This is a genomic window from Xanthomonas arboricola pv. juglandis, assembly GCF_001013475.1.
GTDB lineage: Bacteria > Pseudomonadota > Gammaproteobacteria > Xanthomonadales > Xanthomonadaceae > Xanthomonas > Xanthomonas arboricola.
Map to the genome: position 1 here is coordinate 107,729 of NZ_JZEF01000003.1, position 19,822 is coordinate 127,550.

Here is a 19,822-nt window from a genome sequence, read left to right on the forward strand (position 1 = left end):
GTGATGCGGCCGGCGTCACTGCCGGCCGCGTTATGCGTTTTGTCAGTCGCACTCGTTCCACGACATGCAAGGACTACGCGTTGATGCAAGGCAATCATTCTGGGGCGATGACGCGGCGGCAACTGCTGGCGCGCATCGGCATGACCGCTGGCGGCGCGATGATGTACCAGGCGATGAGCAGCCTGGGCATGGCCGCCGAATCAAATTTCAAAGGGCCGCTGAAACTGGATGGCGACCCGAAGGGCGCCTCGGTGCTGATTCTGGGGGCGGGACTGGCCGGCATGGCTGCGGCCTTCGAACTGCGCAAGGCGGGGTACCGCGTGCAGGTGCTGGAATACAACGACCGCCCCGGTGGGCGTAACTGGACGCTGCGCGGCGGCGACCGTTATACCGAACTCGGCGGGGCGACCCAGCATTGCCAGTTCGACGACGGGCTGTATCTCAATCCGGGGCCGTGGCGCATTCCGCATCACCACAAGGCGGTGCTGAGTTACTGCAAGCAATTCGGTGTGGCCCTGGAGGCATTCAACCAGGTCAACTACAACGCGCTGTTGCACAGCCAGCAAGGCTTTGGCGGCAAACCGCAGCGCTTTCGCGCCATCGATGCCGATTACAAGGGCCACGTGTCCGAGCTGCTGGCCAAGTGCACCCAGCAGCAGGCGCTGGACAAGAGCGTGAGCCGCGAAGACCAGGAAGTGCTGTTGGAGTCCTTGCGGACCTGGGGCGCGCTCGACCACAAGTTCGGCTACGTCAAAGGCAAGGACAGCAGCGAGCGGCGCGGCTTTGCGCGGTATCCCGGCGGCGGCCTGTCGGGCAAGCCGGAGTTCTCCGATCCCTTCAGCGTGCAGGACGTGTTGCGCTCGCGCTTGTGGACCACGCTGGCGGCCGGCAACAACTACGAAATGCAGACCACCATGTTCCAGCCGGTGGGCGGCATGGACCAGATCGGCAAGGCGTTCGCGAAGCAGCTTGGCGATGCCATCACCTACAACGCCAAGGTCACCAGGATCGATCAGGACGGCAACGGCGTGCGTGTGTCCTGGCAGGATGCCGCGCACGGCGGCGAAGAACGCATCGCCAGCGCCGATTGGTGCATCTGCACGATTCCGTTGTCGGTGCTCAGCCGCATTCCGGTCACCGCCGGCGACGCGATGACTACCGCGATCGGCCAGGTGCCGTATGCGGCATCGGTGAAGGTGGGCCTGCAGTTCAAGCGCCGCTTCTGGGAAGAGGACGAGGCCATCTACGGCGGCATCAGCTACACCGATCTGCCGATCACCTTGATCAGCTATCCCAGCACCAACTATCACAGCCCCGGCAAGGGCGTGCTGCTCGGTGCCTACGTCTGGGGACTGGACGCCTACCAGTTCACCTCGATGCCCCCGGAGCAGCGCGTGCGCAAGGCGGTCGAATACGGCACGCAGCTGCATCCGCAATATCCACGCGAGTTCGAGAACGGCATTTCGGTCGGTTGGCACCGCGTGCCGTTCACGCATGGCTGTTTCGGCATGTGGAGCGAGCAGGCGCGTGCCGAACACTACACGCCGCTGTGCCAGATCGACGGGCGCCTGGCGCTGGCCGGTGAACACGTCTCCTATATTCCGGCCTGGCAGGAGGGCGCGATCTTGTCCGCGCACGATGTCGTCGGCCGTCTGCATCGCAAAGTGCTGGCCGGAGGAGGTCGCGCATGAGTCTGTTACCACGATTGGCCGCGGCCAGCTTCGTCGTTGCGATGGCTGCCTTGCTGGTGCCGCCGGGCGCATACGACGCGCGGGCGCAGAGTTCCGATGCCACCCAGCTGTTCCCGCAGCAGGGCTTTGCCAAGGCATCCGGCCAGGACGTCTACCAGGCGATCTGCCAGGGCTGCCACATGCCGGCCGGGCACGGCGCGCAAGGTGCCGGCGAATACCCCGCGCTTGCCGGCAATCCCAAGCTGGCCGCTGGACCCTACGTCACCATGATGGTGCTCGACGGCCACGCTGGCATGCCCGGCTTCGGCGAGATGCTCAACGACCGCCAGGTGGCCGAAGTGGTGAGTTATGTACGCACGCACTTCGGTAACGACCACGCCGAGCGCGTCACCGTCGACGACGTCAAATTGCTACGTCACTGATGCCCCTTTCCCTCTCATGCAAGGAGTTGCCATGTCCCGTCCAGTGACAGCCGTCCTCACCGCTGCCCTGTTGTGGTCTGCGGGCCTCACCGCTGCGCACGCCGCCGAGGTGATCCGCCACAAGATCCCCAACAGCGATTTCCCCATCGCTGCCGCCGTGGAAATTCCCGCCGGCAAGGCCACCGTCTATGTCAGCGGCAAGGTGCCGGCGGTGGTGGATGCCAGTGCGCCCAAGGATTCGGCTGCCGCCTATGGCGACACCAAGGCGCAGACGGTCAGCGTGTTGACCCAGATCAAGCAGCAACTCGCAGCGCTCGGCCTGGGGATGAGCGATGTGGTGAAGATGCAGGTGTTTCTGGTCGGCGATCCGGCCATGGGCGGCAAGATGGATTTCAACGGATTCATGGAGGGTTACCGCCAGTTCTTCGGCACCAAGGAGCAGCCCAACCTGCCGGCACGCTCGGCCTTCCAGATCGCCGCGCTCGGCAATCCGCTGTATCGGGTGGAAATCGAAGTGGTCGCCGTTCGTCCCTGAACCCGTCGTGCCGTCCTGCTGGAGGTTGTCATGAAAACTGCTCTTTCGCGCCGCATGTTTCTGCGCGATTCCGCGCTGTTTGCCGGCGCTGCCGGTGCGAGTGCGCTGCCGCTGCTGGCCAGTGCCGCCGAACGTTCTGCCGCCATCGCGCCGATGCCGGCCAGTGCGCTGTCGCCGGTGATGATCGGCTCCAACGAATTTCCCGATGGCCCGTCGGCGGCCGCGGTCAAGGCCATCGCGCAGATCGCACCGCAAGGCGGACGCTACCTGCGCGATGTGCAGATGGAGCTGATGGATACCCTGGCCGCCGAGCTCAAGCTGCCGGTCAATCACCTGATGGCCTACGCCGGCTCCACCGAGCCGCTGGACTACACCATGCTGGCGTTCACCTCGCCCAGCGCCGCGCTGGTCACTGCCGACCCCACCTACGAATCCGGTTGGCGCGCCGCCACCCGCAATGGCGCAAAACTGATCAAGGTGCCGTTGCGCAAGGACTTCTCGCACGATGTGCAGGCGATGTGCGCCGCCGACGCCAGCCCTGGCGTGATCTACATCTGCAATCCCAACAATCCCACCGGTTCGGTCACCGCACGCAAGGATCTGGACTACGCATTGGCGCACAAGCCCAAGGGTAGCGTGCTGGTGGTGGACGAGGCCTATATCCACTTTGCGCAGAGCACCAGCAGCGTGGTCGACATGGTTGCCGCGGGCGAGGACGTGGTGGTGTTGCGCACCTTCTCCAAACTCTACGGCATGGCCGGCATTCGCCTGGGCTATGCGGCCGCGCGCCCGGACCTGCTGGCCAAGCTGATGTTCTACAGCGTCAACAGCCTGCCGGTGACCGCCGCCGCCGCAGGCCTGGCCAGCCTGCGCGATCCCGCACTGGTGCCGCAGCGGCGCGCACGTACCGCGGCCACACGCAAGGACGTGATGGAGTTTCTCGTCAAGCAGGGCTACGCCTGCACCGCCTCGGAGAGCAACTGCTTCATGGTCGATGTGAAGCGCCCGGCCGCCGGCTTCAAGGACGACATGGCCACCCATGGCGTGTTCATCGGACGCAGCTGGCCGGTATGGCCGACCTGGTCGCGCATCACCGTCGGCACCGACGCGGAGATGGCGCGCTTCAAGCAGGCCTTCGTGCAGGTGATCGCCGGCAAGCGCGGCCCGTTGCCGCTGCCGGACGCCACGGCAGCGGTGCATGATCCGATGGATGCTTTTTTCCGTTACGCATGAGGCGTTACTCTGGCATCACCGGCGCATGCGAACGCGCTGGTGTGGCCAGGCGCGCTGGGCGTCGCGCATCCCTTAACGCAGGAGTGTTCCCTTGAAAGTGTTTTCGACATTTGCCGTGCTTGGTCTGGTGCTGCTGGCGCCTTCGGCATGGGCGCGTACCTGCGCCGTCACCATCACCGGCAACGATCAGATGAAGTTCGACCAGAGCGCGATCAAGCTGGCGCCCGACTGCACGCAGGTGGACCTCACGCTCAAGCACTCCGGCAAGATGGCTGCCACGGTGATGGGGCACAACTGGGTGCTGACCAAGTCCGCCGACTTCCAGGCAGTGGCCAATGCCGGCATACGCTCCACCATTGCCGACAGCTATCTGCCCAAGGCCGACGCGCGCGTGATCGCGCACACCAAGGTAATCGGCGGCGGCGACAGCACCACGGTGAGCTTTCCCACCAGCAAGTTGAGCAAGGGTGGCGATTACACTTTTTTCTGCTCGTTCCCCGGCCACTGGGCGATGATGAAGGGCACGCTGAGTTTCGGTTGAGCTGTCACGTGCCGCAGGTGTGCGTGGCCGCGGCAGGAGTGAAGTGTGAGGGAGCTGGCACGCGGTTGCGTCGCGTGCTCCAGAGCGATCGCGACCGGAGTGGGTGGCAGGCGCCAACCAGCGTCGTGGATGCTGCTTCTAGTTTCGGCTTTGGCGCATCAGCGTCTTTCGCCGAACGCGATGTAGTCTGCGTTTTTAACGGGCTTTCCCGGTCAATCGGTTGGTCTACTCGTATCGTAGCTTGGCAAGGCGATGGCATTGGCGTCCCGTGCAAAATGGTTGTTGATGAACGACCTGAGTGCGGGCCGGCTGGCCAGGCGGATGGCGTTGCGCAGCACTGCCAGGCCGAAGCGGGTATGCGGCCACAGCAGGCGCGGAACCAGCTTGGGAATGTTCTGCCCCTGTTTGACGAAGGGGCGCATGATGCGTTCGTAGTGTGCGAAAGCGGTCGCCGGCGTCTCCGACCTGGCAAGCTCTCCGGCAAGGACATAAGCACCCACGATCGCAAGCGTGGTGCCGATGCCGGACAGTGCGGTCGGGCACCATGCCGCATCGCCGGTCAGGACCACCCGACCGTTGGACCAGCGGTCCATGCGTACCTGGCGCAGCACATCGAAGTAGAAGTCGTCGACGTCCATCATCGCATCCAGGATGCGCGGAAACTCCCAGCCTAGCGCGGAGAACTGCGCGTGAATGAAGGTGCGCTGCTGCGCCACGCTCCAGCTGTTCTCGTGACCGGGTCGCTTCTGGATGCCGAGATAGACTCCCAACTTGCCGTCGCGCGCAGGTTTCACCACCGCCCCCCGGCCGCCCAGCGTGTTGTATTGCCGCGCATAGACGCCGTCACTGGCGATCTGCGGAGTGCTGAAATAGGCAATCGTCAGGTCCATCCAGCGCGGCCGATTCTCTGCAGGGAAAACCAGCTCCCTGGTGTGCGAGCCGACGCCCTCGGCGATCACTACAAGTGCATAGGTTTCCTGATGGCCGCCGGCAAAGGTGACCTGGACGCCGCCGTCGTGCTGCTCAATGTGTTCGATGCTGTCACCGAAGCGGAAGCGCACTCCTTGCGCCGCTGCGGCCTCGTAGATGATCCGGGCGATATCGCCGCGGCGGATTTCCATCTCCGCGGTCGGGCCGCCGTCGGTGTCGGAGTGCGCCGCTTCGAAGCGGCCGACCACGTGATTGTCTTCGGTGACCCAATCGGTGCCGCGCTCCCGGGTGCTGCGTTCGAGCAGCAGCGCTTCCAGGCCCATCCGGCGCAGCACGTCTCGCGCAGTGCCGCGCACGTCCACGTTCTGCCCGCCGTCGCGGAACGCCGGCGCGCGCTCCACGACTTCAACATCGCGGCCATACCTGGCAAGCCACCAGGCCGTGGTGGTGCCGGCAACGCTGGCGCCAGTGACAAGGATGCGAGCAGCCATGCTGTGAGCTCCCGATAAAAATACATCATACATGATGTATTTTTATCGGGAGGAGGCTAGCGCCGACGCTGGCGGTCAGCCTGGCGACGTCTCCGCACTGCCGGGCGGATCCGCTGCGCGCAACAACCCGCGTTGCAAGGCCTGCGCCAACGCGCTTTCGCGGCTGCGTGCATCGAGCTTGCGATAGAGGTTCTTCAAGTGGAACTTGACCGTGTTTTCCGACAGGTGCAGGCAGCGCGCGATCTGCTTGTTGGAATACCCGCGTGCCAGTTGCGCGAGCACTTCCAGCTCACGCTCGCTGAAGATGTTGCCGGCCGGGTCCTCGTCGCCGCTGAGGCGTTCGAGCAGGGCCTGGATGGTGAGTGCGCGGGTGGTGCCGCCGACGGTCTGCGGGTCGTGTTGACGCAGCGAGCGCAGCATTGCCTTGGCAGGCAGTCCGAGTTCGACGATCGCCTGCCAGCTCTGCGTCAGCGCTACATGATCGAGCGCGCTGTACAGATGCGGCAGCGCCGCGGCCAGTTCGCCACGCTGCTGCAGCACCAGTGCGATGCGTGCGCGGGTGCGCGCGAGGTGGCACAGATTGTCATTGGCCAGGCAGGCCTGTTCGATCTGGCCCAGGATGGTCAGCGCGGCACTGCTGCGTCCGGCCAGCCGGTGCCAGCGTGCCAGCGCAAAGCCCATCGCCGCACGATCGCGCCAGCGGTGGGGCGAGCGCAGCATATGCGCCAAGCCGGATTCGCCGCCGGTACGGGCGATCACCACATCGATGGCGGCATTGCCCGGATGTTCCAGCAACAGCATCAAGCGCCATGCTGCCGCCAATTCCGACAGGCGCGTCAGCTTGCGCCCGTGTGCGATCTGTTCGACGTGTTCGAGCAGCGCCAATGCACTGCGCCCGCTGTGGTCGCGCACACGCTCCAGTCCCAGCGCGGTGTCGTAGGCGGCAGCCAGCACGTCCATGCCGCCGTCGTGCTGTTCCAGCAGTTCCAGCGCCGGATGCAGCAGGTCGGCCGCATCGTCGTGGTGGCCGCGTTCGTAATGCAGTTGCGCGAGCAGGCACTGGCCGGCGGCCTCCAGCACGCGATCCAGTTGCGGGGTGCGCGCGCACCAGTTCAGGGCCTGCCGGTAACAGGCTTCGGCGTCGCCGAGTTGCCCGCGGTAGAAAAAGCTCTGGCCCAACGCCAGCAACGCCTGGCTTGCGCCCGGTTCGCTGCCACCGCGCTGCATCGCGTCGCGTGCGTTCAGGGCGTAGCGTTCGGCCAATGCAAAGGCGCCCTGCGCAATGGCGGTGGTGGCGCAGATGCACAGCAGCATGCCGCGGCCCAGATGATCGTCTTCGTCCAGCGCGGATGCCTGCGCGGCGATCTGGGTCAGGCCATGCGGATTGCCGCAGATTTCGTCGAGGCGATCGCGCAACAGCGCCACCACCACCGTGTAGTCGCGCTGCAAGGGCTCACGCAGCGCAGCTGGAAAGTCGCGGAAGCGTTCCAGCAGCAGGCGCGCATGGCTGAACTCGCCGAGCCTTGCGTGCAGATGCGCCTGGGTGAGATTCAGCGCCGGGGTGTCGCGGATGGTGCGGTGTTCGAAATGCCGGAGCAATGCGCGCACCTCGTGCGTGCCGTGGGTCAGCACCAGTTGCCAGGTGCCGGCGCGCGCGATGTAGCTGGCGGCCAGGTCGCCGCACTCGGCGCGCGATGCGTGCCGCACCGCTTCGGCCAGATGCCGATGCTCGCCAAACCAGCGTGCGGCCCGTTGATGCAGGTGCGTGGCCTGGCCGGGATGTTCGCGATCGAGCAGTTGCTGCAGGAAGTCGGCAAACAAGGGGTGATAGCGGAACCATTCGCGCTCGCCATCCATGGGCACCAGCAGGCCGTGGAAATGTTCCAGCCGCGCCAGCAGCCGGCCGCTGTCGTCGCACTGGCGCACCGCATCGGCCAGCGCTGCGTTGACGCGCTCCAATGGACTGGTCCGCAACAGCAGATCGCGCGTATCGGCATCCAGATCGTTGACCACCTGTTCGGTCAGGTACGCGGCAATCTGCGCACTGCGGCCGGAGAAACGCGCGGCCACCTCCTGTTGACGTTGCGCGCCACCCTCCAGCCAAAGACGCGCCAGATGCAGCGCCACCGGCCAACCTTCGGTGTAGCGCAGCAATTCGTCCACCACCGGCGCCGGGACCTGGGGGCCCAGCAATGCCTGCGCCTCGTGCTCGTCCAGCGCCAGTTGCGCACTGCCGAGACGGCTGAGCTGCGCCTGCAGGTCCAGCCGCGCCAGCGGCAGTGCCGGCACGCGCCGGGTGGCCAGCAGCAGGTGCAGGCGTCCGCCGCCGTGCTCGACCAGCCGCAGCACCAGCTCGTCGACGATGCCGCTGCCGAGCCGGTCGTAATCGTCGAGAATCACGCTGATGCGCCGTGGCGCCGTGCGCAGCGCGCGGATCAGCACCGTCACCGCCTCGCGCGGATCCTGGTCGCGGTTGTGCAGCACTGCGGCGCACAGCGCCGGATCGGCACCTGCGTGCTGGATCGCCAACGCCAGATGGCCAAGGAAACGCCCGGCATCGGCGTCCTCTTCGTCCAGCGACAGCCAGGCCACGGCCGCGTGCTCGCGTGCGCGCAGCTGCGCATGCCACTGCGCCAGCAGCGTGGTCTTGCCGAATCCGGGCGGTGCCAGCAGCAGGGTGAGTGGCCGGACCTGGGCCTGATCCAGCGCCGCCAGCAACGCGCCGCGCACTACCGCACCGGTACGCGGCAGCGGCGGCTCCAGCTTGCTGGCAAGCAGCCAATCGGGAAGGGCGGAATCGCGCGACGGTGAGGGGCGCGGTGTGAGCAACGCAACAGGCTTGAGCATGAGGCGAGGGCGGCCCTGGCAAGCGTCGGCAGCGCGCCGGCTCGACACGCTGCAGATCGTGATGAAACAGCGGCGATGCATATCGCGTCACCGTGACCGGCGACAACGTCATATCGGCTGCTTCGAGGGTCCCCACCCATGCCCATCCGTGGACACCTCTCAGAAAGGTATGACAGCCACAAGACAAAAGCAAAGCTTGTCGTTGCGCCGTCGCCTGAATGGCGCAAGCGCTGGCGCAGGGTGTACGCCGGCGCCAGGCAACAGCCGAGTCCATCCGGACGCCATGGGCCCGGCCGCGACGCCGGCGCCGCGCCTGTTCAGTGTCGGCGCGGAGTCGAGATACACATCAGGCATCGCCGATGCCGCGAGCCCAGCCAGCGCCATCGGTGAGCATCGCGAGGCACGCGGTCACGCCTGGCTTTCAACGCCACACAAGGTCAGCGTGTCCGTGCCAGCTCGCAGACAAGACGACGCCCGAAGACGCCTCAGTGCGCCACTTCCGCAAACGCCTCGCGCGCGGCGGCCAGCGTGGCCTCGATCACTGCCGCGTCGTGCGCGCTGGACATGAAGCCGGCCTCGTACGCCGACGGCGCCAGATACACGCCCCGCTGCAGCATCGCGTGGAAGAAACGGTTGAAGGTGGTGATGTCGCAGGCAGTGGCCTGCGCGTAGCTCTCCACGACTTCGTCGGTGAAGAACAGCCCGAACATGCCGCCGACCTGATTGGTGGTGACGGAAATGCCGGCCGCGCGCGCGGCATCTTCCAGTCCCTCGCACAACACGCTGGTGGCCTCGCTCAGGCGGGCGTGGAAGCCGGGCTCCTGCACCAGTTCCAGCATCGCCAGGCCTGCCGCCATCGCCACCGGGTTACCCGACAAGGTGCCGGCCTGGTAGATCGGGCCGGCCGGAGCAATCTGCTCCATCAAGTCGCGCCGGCCGCCGTACGCACCCACCGGCATGCCGCCGCCGATGATCTTGCCGAAGGTGCTGAGGTCCGGCGTGACCCCGTAATGCGCCTGGGCGCCACCGAGCGCGACGCGGAAACCGGTCATCACCTCGTCGAAGATCAGCAGTGCGCCATGCCGCGTGCACAGCGTGCGCAGGTGCTGCAGGTAGCCGGCCTGCGGCGGAATGCAGTTGGCGTTGCCGACCACCGGTTCGATGATCACTGCCGCCACGTCGGCACCGATCTCGTCGAACATGGCGGTGGCGCCTTCGAAGTCGTTGAAGCTGAGGGTGGCGGTCAGCTCGCTCAGGCCGGAGGGCACGCCCGGCGAGGTCGGCACGCCCAGGGTCAGCATGCCGCTGCCGGCCTTGACCAGGAACGAGTCGCCATGGCCGTGATAGCAGCCTTCGAACTTGATGATGCGGTTGCGCCCGGTGGCGCCGCGCGCCAAGCGCACCGCCGACAGCGTGGCTTCGGTGCCGGAATTGACCATGCGCACCATCTCGCAGGACGGCACCAGCTGGTGGATCGTCTCGGCCATGGTGACTTCGGCCGCACACGGTGCACCGAAGGACAGGCCGTCGCGGATCGCGCGCTCCACCGCTTCGCGTACTGCCGGGTGATTGTGGCCGGCAATCATCGGCCCCCACGAGCCCACGTAGTCGATGTAACGGTTGTCGTCCACGTCATACAGATACGGGCCATCGGCGCGCGCCACGAAGAACGGCTCGCCGCCGACCGACTTGAATGCACGCACCGGTGAGTTGACGCCGCCGGGCAGCAGCGTCTGCGCCTGGGCGAACAGGGCGTGGGAGCGGGTGTGGTTCATGCGCGCAGATCCTTGAGTGGTACCGATTGGGGGCGGCGCTGCCCGACTGCGGGCGGCGCACCCGCCATTGTCAGGCTTGCGGCCCCCGTCCGCCTACCCACCAGATGCCTGCCTACCCGTCGGAGCGCACGGGTAGGGCGATCCGGCTGCCTATGATCGAACGCAAGGGTATCGACGGTTTGGCATGAGCAAATGACCGGTGGTCATTGGTCTGCTGCGGCAGATGTTCAGAGAGTGTGATTCCGGTAGCCATTGGCGCCGTTCATTTTTGTCGCGTTGCCGACAGTTCCAGACTTGGGGAGAAAACATGAACCGTAGTATCCAGAAGCGTGCCTTGGCGTTGGCGCTGGTCGTGGCCATGGGGAGCGTCCACGCGCAGTCCACCAGCGGCAGCATCGTCGGCAGCGTGGGACAGAGCAGCGGCACCAGCGTGCTGGTGGAAAACAACAGCGGTTTCAGCCGCGAAGTGCCGGTGGATGCACGCGGCCGGTACACCGCCGGCAATCTGCCGCTGGGCACCTACAAGGTCACGGTCAAGCGCGATGGCGCGGTGGTGGAAACCCGCGAAAACGTCGCGATCACCGTCGGCGCCAACACCGACGTCTCGTTCGCTGCCGCTTCGGGGAGCGGCATGCAGACCCTGGACAGCGTCACCGTCACCGCCGCGGGCCTGACCACCATCGACGTCAGCAGCGTGGACACCCGCACCGTGGTCACCGCCGAGCAGCTGCAGCAGCTGCCGCTGGGCCGCACCGCCGAGGCGATCGCTTTGCTCGCACCGGGCGTGGTGGTCAACAGCGGCGGCTTCGACAATGGCCCGCTCGGTGGCTCGCTGCCCAGCTTCGGCGGCTCGGCCGCCAGCGAAAACGCCTATTACCTCAATGGGTTCAATACCACCACCATCAGCAACAACCTGGGTGGTCTGACCCTGCCGTACGGCGCCATCGACCAGCAGGAAATCTTCACCGGCGGCTATGGCGCGCAGTACGGCCGCGCCAATGGCGGCGTGATCAACCAGATCGGCAAGCGCGGCACCAACGAGTGGAAGTTCGGCGCCGCCGTCATCTGGGAACCCAATGGCCTGCGTGCCAACCAGCGCGATATCTACTGGCGCCCGGACAGCCAGGGCAGCACGATCAACAACGCCGCCTACCGCTACGCGCGCTCGGCCAATGGCCTGTATCAGCCGGCGAGCGAGGCCGAAGCGAATCAGACCACCTACAGCGCCTATGTCGGTGGGCCGATCATCCAGGACAAGCTGTTCTTCTTCCTGGCCGCCGAACAGGTGGATTCGGACGGCGTACGCGTCGGCACCAATCGCGACACCGACAACGGCCGCACCGGTGGTCTGACCGATTACGACTACAAGCAGAAGCGCTGGTACGCCAAGGTGGACTGGAACATCACCGACAACCACCTGATCGAGGTGACCGGCGCCAGCGACGAGGCAGAGACCAACGGGTCGATCTACCGCTACGACTACGTCAATCGCCAGCGTGGCAGCTATTTCACCGACGAGTCCACCTGGAAGACCGGCCCGACCCTGTTCACCGGCAAGTACACCGGCTACCTCAGCGACAACCTCACCGTGACCGCGCTGTACGGCAAGATGAAAACGCCCGACGAGCTGACGCCCTTCAACTACGACGCAGCCGGCGGGCCGGTCATCAACAGTGCCGCGCTGCAGAATCCGGCCTACACCGGCGGCACGCCGCGCATCGGCAGTCAGCTGGTCACCTCGGTCAGTTCACCGGATCGCGAATACAAGAAAGACAATCAACGCCTGAATCTGGAATGGCGCATCGGCCACCACACGCTCAACTTCGGTATCGACAACCAGAAGTCCGAGGGTATCGATGTGGGCTCGGTGCTGTCCGGCCCGGGCTTTGCGTGGACCTACGGCCAGACCAACGATCCCAATGGCCTGCGGACGGGCGGGCTGGTCAGCCAGTCGGCCAATGAAGCCGGTGGCATCGGCGCGCCGAGCCCGGGCCTGGTCGATCCTGTCAACGGATCGAGCGGTTATTACGTGGTGCGCAACATCAATACCAGCCTGTATTCGTACGAGGCCAAGCAACGCGCCTATTACATCGAAGACAAGTGGCAGGTCACCGACAACGTGTTACTGAGCATCGGTCTACGCAAGGACGAGTTCACCAACTACACCCCGTCCGGCGACCCCTACATCGAAGTGGATAATGCCTGGGCGCCGCGCTTGGGCTTCAGCTGGGACGTCAACGGCGATTCCAGCCTGAAGGTGTTCGGCAACGTCGGCCGTTATTACCTCGGTCTGCCACTGTCGGCAGTGAGCCTGTTCACCCCGGCCACCACCACCGATACCTACTTCACCTACAGTGGCATCAATGCCGATGGCACGCCGGTCCTGGCGCAGCAGCTGGGGTCGGCGGTGTCGGCCAACTCGCGCTTCGGCCGCATCGCCGATGTGCGCACTGCAGTGGTCAAGGACATCGAGGGCGAGAACCAGGACGAAGTCATCCTCGGTTTCACCAAGCAGCTGGAGACCGGCTGGGTGCTGGGCGTGCGCGGCACGCATCGCCGCCTCAATGCGGGTATCGACGATCAGAACTACGACGTCTCCAATACCGCATTGATCGCCGCTGCGGCCGCGCAGGGCGTGACCATCGATTTCTCGCAGGTTGCCGGTGCATCGCTGATCAATCCCGGCCAGACCAATACCTGGGGCGTGATCGGCACCGATGGCCAGTTCCATGAAGTATCGGTGAGCCGCGAAGCGGCGGGTTTCCCGAAGTTCAAGCGCAACTACTCGGCAGTCGAGTTCAACCTGGAACGTCCGTTCGACGGCAAGTGGTACGCCAAGGTCAACTACGTCTGGTCGCATAGCTACGGCACCACCGAAGGCCAGGTGCGTTCGGACCTGTGGCGCACCGGCGGCGCCTTGGGCAGCTATCAGGGCCAGGCCTCGGTTTCCACCACGCAGAGCTGGGACCACGCGGCGCTGATGGAACACTTCAACGGCGATCAATCCAACGATCACCGCCATCAGCTCAAGTTGTTCGGCTTCTACCAGTTCACTCCGCAATGGGGTGCGTCGGCCAACTTCAGCCTGATCTCGGGCGCACCACACAATTGCCTGGGCAACTACTACGGCGACAACTACACCGGCACCGATCCGGCTGGCTACGGTGGCAGCGCGATCACCGGCGGTCCTTACCACTACTGCTACAACCCGGAAACCGGCACCGGCGTGGCATCGCCTCCCGGCTCGCAGGGACGGCTGGGCTGGATCGCGCAGCTCGACATGGGCGTGACCTACAAGCCGGCATTCGCCGCCGGCAAGCTGGCACTGCGTTTCGACGTGTTCAACATCACCAACGAGCAGACCGCAACCAACATCTATCCGTTCTCGCAGTTGCCCGACAACACCACCAACCCGCTCTGGGACCAGGTCGTGGCCTATCAGGCACCGCGCTCGGGTCGGGTGACATTGAGCTACGACTTCTGATCGCGCCAGGCAATGAGCTCGGTTTCGGCAGCGACGCGTGATGGCACGCGTCGCTGCCTTGTTTTTGGCGTTTGGGTGCTGGCGCTCAAGCCGCTTCAATCATCTGACGTACGACGCGCGGCAGGTGTAGAGCGGTTGATCTGCGGCTTGGCTGCAGGGCCCTTGCCCGCCCACCGTCGCGGGACACGCTGCAAGTACGTCCCTGTAAGCTCTTACGCGGCATCCATGCCGCGTAAGGTCCCGCGACGGTGGGCGGGCAAGGACCTGTCGAGATGGTCGGTGTGCGTGGTCAAGAGCGGAGCATGACGTGCGCTGGTCGTATCACGTTGCCTCAGGAAATCCCGCATCGCAGTTCCAGCGGCACGCAGGCTTTCCACAAGCGCACTCCGAGTTTCTCACTCAACGCAGGTCTCGCAACACCCAGGGTTTGCCTGACCACCGACCAATTGCCTGGTGCGGTGTCCTCACCGATTGCGGGACTCCTGGCGGCCTGGATGCCGCCACGCAGCCTCCAGAGACGGATGCACGGCGCGTCCCGCGAGCGGTGAGGGCACCGCGAACACGACGCTGCGAGTTGGCTGCACGGCCCTTGCCCGCCCACCATCGCGGGACGCGCCGCAAGTACGTCCATGTAGGCTCCGGCGCGGCATCCATGCCGCTCAGGGTCCTGCGACGGTGAGCGGGCAAGGACCAATCGAGATGGTCGGTGTGCACGGTAAGAGCGGTGCTGGATGCGCCTCGTTGGATCGTGGAGCAACGGCTTCACGTCCTAATGCATACCGCACGAGAGACAGCTTTTCACAAGAGCGCCGACCAACTGTCTGGTGCGGTGTCCTCACCGATTGCGGGACTCGTGGCGGCATGGATGCCGCCACGGAGCCTCCAGGGACGGATGCACGGCGTGTCCCGCGAGCGGTCAGGTTGCTGCGCCCTCGACTCACGCAGCTTGTGACTGCATCAGGTAAACGACGCTTCGACTCGAATCCTGGTTTCCGGTGTCTTCGCTAGCGCGTGTGGCCCGCCACGGTTGTTGTCTGTTACCTGCCAGCCACGCTACCGTGCAAACCCGGCCCGATAGGCCTGCACTGCCGCGAGCGGATCCGGCGCGGCATAGACGCCGCTGACCACCGCAATCAACTCGGCGCCCGCAGCCACCAACGCGGGCACCTGCGCAGCCGCGATGCCGCCAATCGCCACCCGTGGTACTCCCAGCGCTCCAGCTTGCTGTAGCAACGCAGGCGTTGCGCGACGTGTCGTCACCTTGGTGGTGGTGGGGAAGAACGCACCGAAGGCCACGTAGCTGGCACCGGCCGCGACCGCTGCGTACGCACGCGCGATCTCGTCATAGCACGACACTCCGATGATGGCCTGTTCGCCCAACAGCGCACGCGCCGCCGCCACCTCGCCATCGTCTTCACCCAGGTGCACGCCCTGCGCGCCCACCTGCAATGCCAGCTGCGCATCGTCGTTGATGATCAACGGCACGGCGTGCGCGGCGCAGGCCTCGTGCAGCGCACTGGCCTGCTCCAGGCGCAGCGCCGCGGTGGCCTGCTTGTTGCGGTACTGCAGCCAGGCGACAGCGGGCAGCAGCGGCAAAGTGCGCGCGATCAGGCGCGCGGTGTCGGGCTCGTCGGGTGTGATGAGGTAGACGCCGCGGGCGTTGTGCAGGTCGGGCATGGCAGCGCTTCCGGAAGCGGTGGGTGGGATGGGACAATGCAGTCCCACCGTTGCGTGACCGCGATTATCCGATGAGCGAGACATCCACGACCACCTACCGCACCTGGATGTGCGTCGTCTGCGGGTTTCTCTACCACGAGGCCGACGGCATCCCCGAAGAAGGCATCGCCCCGGGCACCGCCTGGCAGGACGTTCCCGACACCTGGACCTGCCCCGATTGCGGCGTGACCAAGGACGATTTCGAGATGGTCGAGATCGACTGAGGCGCTGCCCGTTCGGCTGGATTGGTGCGTTTTGCGCGCCACAACATCGCCTGCTTCCATTCGGGCGGGCGCTGATGACGACGCGGCAAGCTGTGTTTTCAGTGCGCGCGCGCGCGCTGACTGTTCAGCTCGACCAGATGCTCATGCAGATTGGTCGCATCCTGCGCACTGGGGTTGAGCTGCAGATAGCGCGACAGATCGTGGCGTGCGCCGTTGCGGTGGCCCAGATGCAGATAGGCCATGCCGCGATCGCGTAGCGCCTCGGGCTGGTCCGGCACCAGCTTCAGGATGCGGTCGGCACTGCGCGCGGCGCGATCCCAGTGCTCGGCATCGGCGTAGACGCCGTGCAGATTGCGCAGGATGCGGATCAGGATCGCGCGGTGCGGCGCGGGGTCGAGGATCTGCGCCAGGGCGCGGTCGTCGGGGATCTCGCCACCCAGGTGCGGACGCGCGCGCTCGCGCAGCTCGTCCACGCCCAGCGGACGGCCCCCGTTGAACGGATCCATGACCAGCACGCCGTCGTCCACCGGCAAACGCACCAGGAAATGCCCGGGAAACGACACGCCCGCCAGCGGAATGCCCAGCCGGCGCGCGACTTCGATCTGCACCATCGCCAGCGAGATCGGGTTGCCCAGCCGGCGTTCGAAGACCTGGTTGAGGTAGCTGTTGCGCGGGTCGTAGTACTCGTCGTGATTGCCCGAATAGCCCAGCTCGTCGAACAGGTAGCGATTGACCGCGGCCATCTTCAGCGGCCACAGGTCGATCGCCTCTACCTCGCGGCGCAGGTGCTCGACGTGGCTTTGCACCAGCGTGTCGTACAGCTCGGCGTCCAGCTGCGGATACTCGTCGCGCGCGATCAGCAGCGCGGTGGACATCAACGGCACTGCGTCGTCGTCCAGGCTGGCGAGCGCAGTCCAATGGGGAAGTGGGAGCATGTCGACCATGCTGCCAAGAGTGTCGGCAAGCGGCGCGTGGTTCAAGTCCGGTACTTCCTGACAGCAAGGGCCTGTCGCGTGAGATTCACTTGAGCTTTGGGATATCCGGGCTCAGGGTCAGGCTGGCGCCGTCCTGCAGGTTGAGCTTGGCGGCCTGGCCGGCATTGAGTTCCAGCACGTAACGGGCCGGGCGCTTGCTGGGGTAGGGCGGGCAGGCATCGCCGGCCGAACACGGCGGCACGTCGCGCTGCTGCGAGACCAGCCGGCGCTCATCGTCGAAATACAGGATATCCAGCGCGATCTTGGTGTTCTTCATCCAGTACGCCAGCGGTTCCTGGCGGTCGTGGACGAACAGCATGCCGTGATCGTCCGCCATGGCATCGCGAAACATCAGGCCTTTGGCGCGGTCGGCATCGTTCTGCGCCAGCTCCACCTGGTAGCGCGTGCCGGCCAGTTCCACCCAGCTACCGCCGCTGCTGGCGCAGCCGCCGAGCAGGATCAAGGACGCAAGGGCGAGGAGGCAAAGACGGCGCATGCGGCATTCCAGCGGGCGGGGATGCCGCACCATCTGCCAAGCGGCCGCGTGCGTCAAGCCGCTGTGGTGCGTCGTACCGTCATCGCAGGTGACAGGAGTCCGGCCCGCTGTCGCTTCGCAACGCGGGCCGCAACTGCGCGTGCGCGTGCTTGCACGCGATCGCTCAGATCACCCGTGGCGGCTCGCCGCCGACGATCACCACATCGGCCGGGCGACGCGCGAACAGGCCCACGCAGACCACGCCGGGAATCTGGTTCAGGCTGCGCTCCAGCGCCACCGGGTCGGTGATCTGCAGGTTGTGCACGTCCAGCACCACGTTGCCGTTGTCGGTGACCACGCCATCGCGCCATACCGGCTGACCGCCTGTGAGCGCCAGGATCTGGCGGGCCACCAGGCTGCGCGCCATCGGAATCACTTCCACCGGCAGCGGGAACTTGCCCAGCACCGGCACCTGCTTGCTCGGGTCGACGATGCAGATGAAGCGCTCGCTGGCCTCTGCAATGATCTTCTCGCGCGTCAACGCTGCGCCGCCGCCCTTGATCAGGCAACGATTCGGGTCGCACTCGTCGGCGCCATCCACATACAGCGACAGATTGCCGGTGTGGTTGAGATCCAGCACCTCGATGCCGTGGCGCCTGAGCTGCGCGCTGCTCTGCTCGGAGCTGGACACCGCCCCCTTGATGCGGTGGCTGATGCGGCCCAACGCATCGATGAAGTAGGCCACCGTCGAACCGGTACCGACCCCGACGATCATGCCGTCTTCCACGTAATCGATCGCTTTTTCGGCGGCCAGGCGTTTTGCTTCGGACATTTTGGGGCTCGGGATGGGGGAATCGGGAATCGGGATTGGGGAATCGCAAGAGCGGCTGGGCTGAGCGGGATTTGCAAATCGCAAATCCCGAATCTCTACTCCCGGCTACTCCATCGCCAGCAACAATTTCCACTGCGCGGCGGTCACCGGCAGGATCGACAGGCGGTTGCCGCGGGCGATCAGTGGGAAGCCTTCGCCCAGTGCGTCGGCCTGCTGCTTGATTTCGTCCAGTGCGATCGTGCGCGTGAGCTTGCGCTCGAAGGCCACGTCCACCAGCATCCAGCGCGGATCTTCGCGGGTGGCCTTGGGGTCGTGGTAGTCGGATTTGGGATCGAACTGGGTGTCGTCCGGATATGCGGCGCTGGCGACCTTGGCGATGCCGACAATGCCCGGCACCTTGCAGTTGGAGTGGTAGAACAACACCCCATCGCCGACATGCATGCCGTCGCGCATGAAGTTGCGTGCCTGGTAATTGCGCACGCCGTTCCACGGTTCGGTGCCGACGCGTTCCAGATCATCGATGGAAAACGTGTCCGGCTCGGACTTCATCAACCAGTAGCGCTTGCGGGCAGTCATACGGAAACGGCGTCGTCTTTCAGGAAGGTGGCGTGTTCGGTGCAGATCGCATCCACCGCCACGTCCCAGGATTCAGTGGGCAGGGCGGGCAACTGCTGCGCGGCGAAGCCGACGCCGACCAGCCAGGGCGGCGGCGTCTGGCGATACCGGAACGCGAAGCTGCGATCATACCAGCCGCCCCCCATGCCCAGCCGCCGGCACTGCGCGTCGAAGCCGGTCAACGGCGTCACCACCAGCGCCATCTCCTCGGGTGCGAGCAACTCGGTGCGTGCCACGTCCGGCTCGGGGATGCCGTAGCGGTTGCTGACCAGCCCCTGGCCCGGCCGCCACGGCGCAAAGCGCAAGACGCGCCCATCCAGCACCGGCAGGCAATAGCGCACGCCGGCCGGCAGGCTCAGTTGCCAGCGGTGCAGCGCGATTTCGCCATCCATTGCCCAGTACCCGGCCACCGCACCGGTCTGCGGCGCGAACGGCAGCGCCAGCAGGCGCTCGGCCAGCGCATCGGCGGCTGCCAGGCGCTGCGCTGCGGGCAGGCTGCGGCGCAGCGCGCGCAACTGCTGGCGCAAGGCGTCTCGGTCGTCGGTCATGGCGTCTCGCAGCGATAGGCGGAGGGATATTGTCGATGGCGTGGACGCGCCTGCCTAGCTGCGTGTGTCCCACCGATCGCGGTGCCTGCAAGTCTCCCGTCTGTCGCTGAGCGCGTGCGTGCAGCACTGGCAACGTTGCGGCGCTCGCACGCATGTCTTGGCGCAGTCATTGCAACAGCGGCGCAGCCGAGCTGCGCGTGCCGTGCGTTTCAGACATGCAAAAAAGAAACGGCGCCCGAAGGCGCCGTTTCAGATTTGCATTCTCCGCCGTGAACGATGCGGGCGAAACGACCTTGAACCCGGGGTTCAAGTGGGGACGTTGTGAGGCCATCGGGCTTCCCGCTACAAGGCGGACTTGCACTCCCGGCTTCGTCGCGCCCCCGTGGTCGTAATTAAGGGACAAGGCGAATGTTTTGCACGCTGTCGTTTACAGCAGAGAACGCAGGTGAAGTATAGACCTCTGCTGCGCGATGGCTAGCCCATTCGTCG

At 65.6% G+C, this 19,822-nt stretch carries 16 protein-coding genes and 1 other RNA gene; 7 read left to right on the forward strand and 10 right to left on the reverse strand.

From position 1 onward, the window contains the following. The first annotated feature begins 83 nt into the window (after positions 1-83). The 5 genes from XARJCFBP2528_RS11300 (at position 84) to azu (ending at position 4,422) form a co-directional block, all read left to right on the forward strand. Positions 84-1,691 carry a flavin monoamine oxidase family protein gene (locus XARJCFBP2528_RS11300; RefSeq protein WP_047124713.1) on the forward strand — a complete coding sequence of 536 codons (1,608 nt, stop codon included), beginning with the start codon at positions 84-86 and terminating at the stop codon, positions 1,689-1,691. Continuing rightward, positions 1,688-2,113, forward strand: coding sequence for a c-type cytochrome (locus tag XARJCFBP2528_RS11305; protein ID WP_047124714.1), 426 nt, complete (start codon positions 1,688-1,690; stop codon positions 2,111-2,113). The genes XARJCFBP2528_RS11300 and XARJCFBP2528_RS11305 overlap by 4 nt, the downstream gene beginning before the upstream one ends. A gap of 31 nt (positions 2,114-2,144) precedes the next feature. Next, positions 2,145-2,648 (forward strand): RidA family protein, encoded by a 504-nt coding sequence (locus XARJCFBP2528_RS11310; protein ID WP_026064444.1) that lies wholly within the window; start codon positions 2,145-2,147, stop codon positions 2,646-2,648. Between the two features lie 30 nt (positions 2,649-2,678). Further along, on the forward strand, positions 2,679-3,881 hold the full coding sequence (locus tag XARJCFBP2528_RS11315; protein WP_026064445.1) for a pyridoxal phosphate-dependent aminotransferase: 1,203 nt from the start codon (positions 2,679-2,681) through the stop codon (positions 3,879-3,881). 91 nt (positions 3,882-3,972) lie between these two features. After that, positions 3,973-4,422 (forward strand): azurin, encoded by a 450-nt coding sequence (gene azu, locus XARJCFBP2528_RS11320; RefSeq protein WP_016903022.1) that lies wholly within the window; start codon positions 3,973-3,975, stop codon positions 4,420-4,422. A 212-nt stretch (positions 4,423-4,634) separates the two neighbouring features. Here azu and XARJCFBP2528_RS11325 read toward each other — a convergent pair whose 3' ends face one another. The 3 genes from XARJCFBP2528_RS11325 to hemL form a co-directional block, all read right to left on the reverse strand. Then, on the reverse strand, positions 4,635-5,843 hold the full coding sequence (locus XARJCFBP2528_RS11325; protein WP_016903023.1) for an FAD-dependent monooxygenase: 1,209 nt from the start codon (positions 5,841-5,843) through the stop codon (positions 4,635-4,637). Positions 5,844-5,918: 75 nt separating this feature from the next. After that, positions 5,919-8,690 (reverse strand): winged helix-turn-helix domain-containing protein, encoded by a 2,772-nt coding sequence (locus XARJCFBP2528_RS11330; protein ID WP_047124715.1) that lies wholly within the window; start codon positions 8,688-8,690, stop codon positions 5,919-5,921. Between the two features lie 485 nt (positions 8,691-9,175). Next, a complete protein-coding gene (hemL, locus tag XARJCFBP2528_RS11335; RefSeq protein WP_016903024.1) occupies positions 9,176-10,465 on the reverse strand; it encodes a glutamate-1-semialdehyde 2,1-aminomutase in 1,290 nt (429 codons plus the stop codon). 307 nt (positions 10,466-10,772) lie between these two features. Between hemL and XARJCFBP2528_RS23710 the strand changes: the two genes are divergently transcribed. Further along, positions 10,773-13,949 carry an outer membrane beta-barrel protein gene (locus XARJCFBP2528_RS23710; RefSeq protein ID WP_047124716.1) on the forward strand — a complete coding sequence of 1,059 codons (3,177 nt, stop codon included), beginning with the start codon at positions 10,773-10,775 and terminating at the stop codon, positions 13,947-13,949. Between the two features lie 1,053 nt (positions 13,950-15,002). On the opposite strand, the gene thiE is transcribed toward XARJCFBP2528_RS23710, so the two are convergent. Beyond that, positions 15,003-15,626 (reverse strand): thiamine phosphate synthase, encoded by a 624-nt coding sequence (thiE, locus tag XARJCFBP2528_RS11345; protein WP_016903553.1) that lies wholly within the window; start codon positions 15,624-15,626, stop codon positions 15,003-15,005. Positions 15,627-15,649: 23 nt separating this feature from the next. Here thiE and XARJCFBP2528_RS11350 point away from each other — a divergent pair, with 23 nt between their 5' ends. Then, entirely contained in the window at positions 15,650-15,889 is a 240-nt protein-coding gene (locus XARJCFBP2528_RS11350; protein WP_047124717.1) for a rubredoxin, read from the forward strand. Positions 15,890-15,987: 98 nt separating this feature from the next. Here the strand turns inward: XARJCFBP2528_RS11350 and XARJCFBP2528_RS11355 are convergent, their stop codons facing one another. The 6 genes from XARJCFBP2528_RS11355 to ssrS all read right to left on the reverse strand — a co-directional run bounded on the left by XARJCFBP2528_RS11355 (position 15,988) and on the right by ssrS (position 19,775). Then, on the reverse strand, positions 15,988-16,869 hold the full coding sequence (locus tag XARJCFBP2528_RS11355; RefSeq protein WP_024938107.1) for a SirB1 family protein: 882 nt from the start codon (positions 16,867-16,869) through the stop codon (positions 15,988-15,990). Between the two features lie 40 nt (positions 16,870-16,909). Continuing rightward, entirely contained in the window at positions 16,910-17,359 is a 450-nt protein-coding gene (locus tag XARJCFBP2528_RS11360) for a DUF192 domain-containing protein (RefSeq protein WP_047124828.1), read from the reverse strand. 163 nt (positions 17,360-17,522) lie between these two features. Then, the gene (rpiA, locus tag XARJCFBP2528_RS11365; protein WP_016903557.1) at positions 17,523-18,170 is read right to left on the reverse strand and encodes a ribose-5-phosphate isomerase RpiA; all 648 of its coding nucleotides are present in this window, start codon (positions 18,168-18,170) and stop codon (positions 17,523-17,525) included. Positions 18,171-18,275: 105 nt separating this feature from the next. Further along, a complete protein-coding gene (locus XARJCFBP2528_RS11370; RefSeq protein ID WP_016903558.1) occupies positions 18,276-18,746 on the reverse strand; it encodes an EVE domain-containing protein in 471 nt (156 codons plus the stop codon). Next, the gene (locus tag XARJCFBP2528_RS11375; RefSeq protein ID WP_016903559.1) at positions 18,743-19,333 is read right to left on the reverse strand and encodes a 5-formyltetrahydrofolate cyclo-ligase; all 591 of its coding nucleotides are present in this window, start codon (positions 19,331-19,333) and stop codon (positions 18,743-18,745) included. Before XARJCFBP2528_RS11375 ends, XARJCFBP2528_RS11370 begins: the two co-directional genes overlap by 4 nt. Positions 19,334-19,590: 257 nt before the next feature. Then, positions 19,591-19,775: non-coding RNA, 6S RNA (ssrS, locus tag XARJCFBP2528_RS22450), on the reverse strand. Between the last annotated feature and the right edge of the window lie 47 nt (positions 19,776-19,822).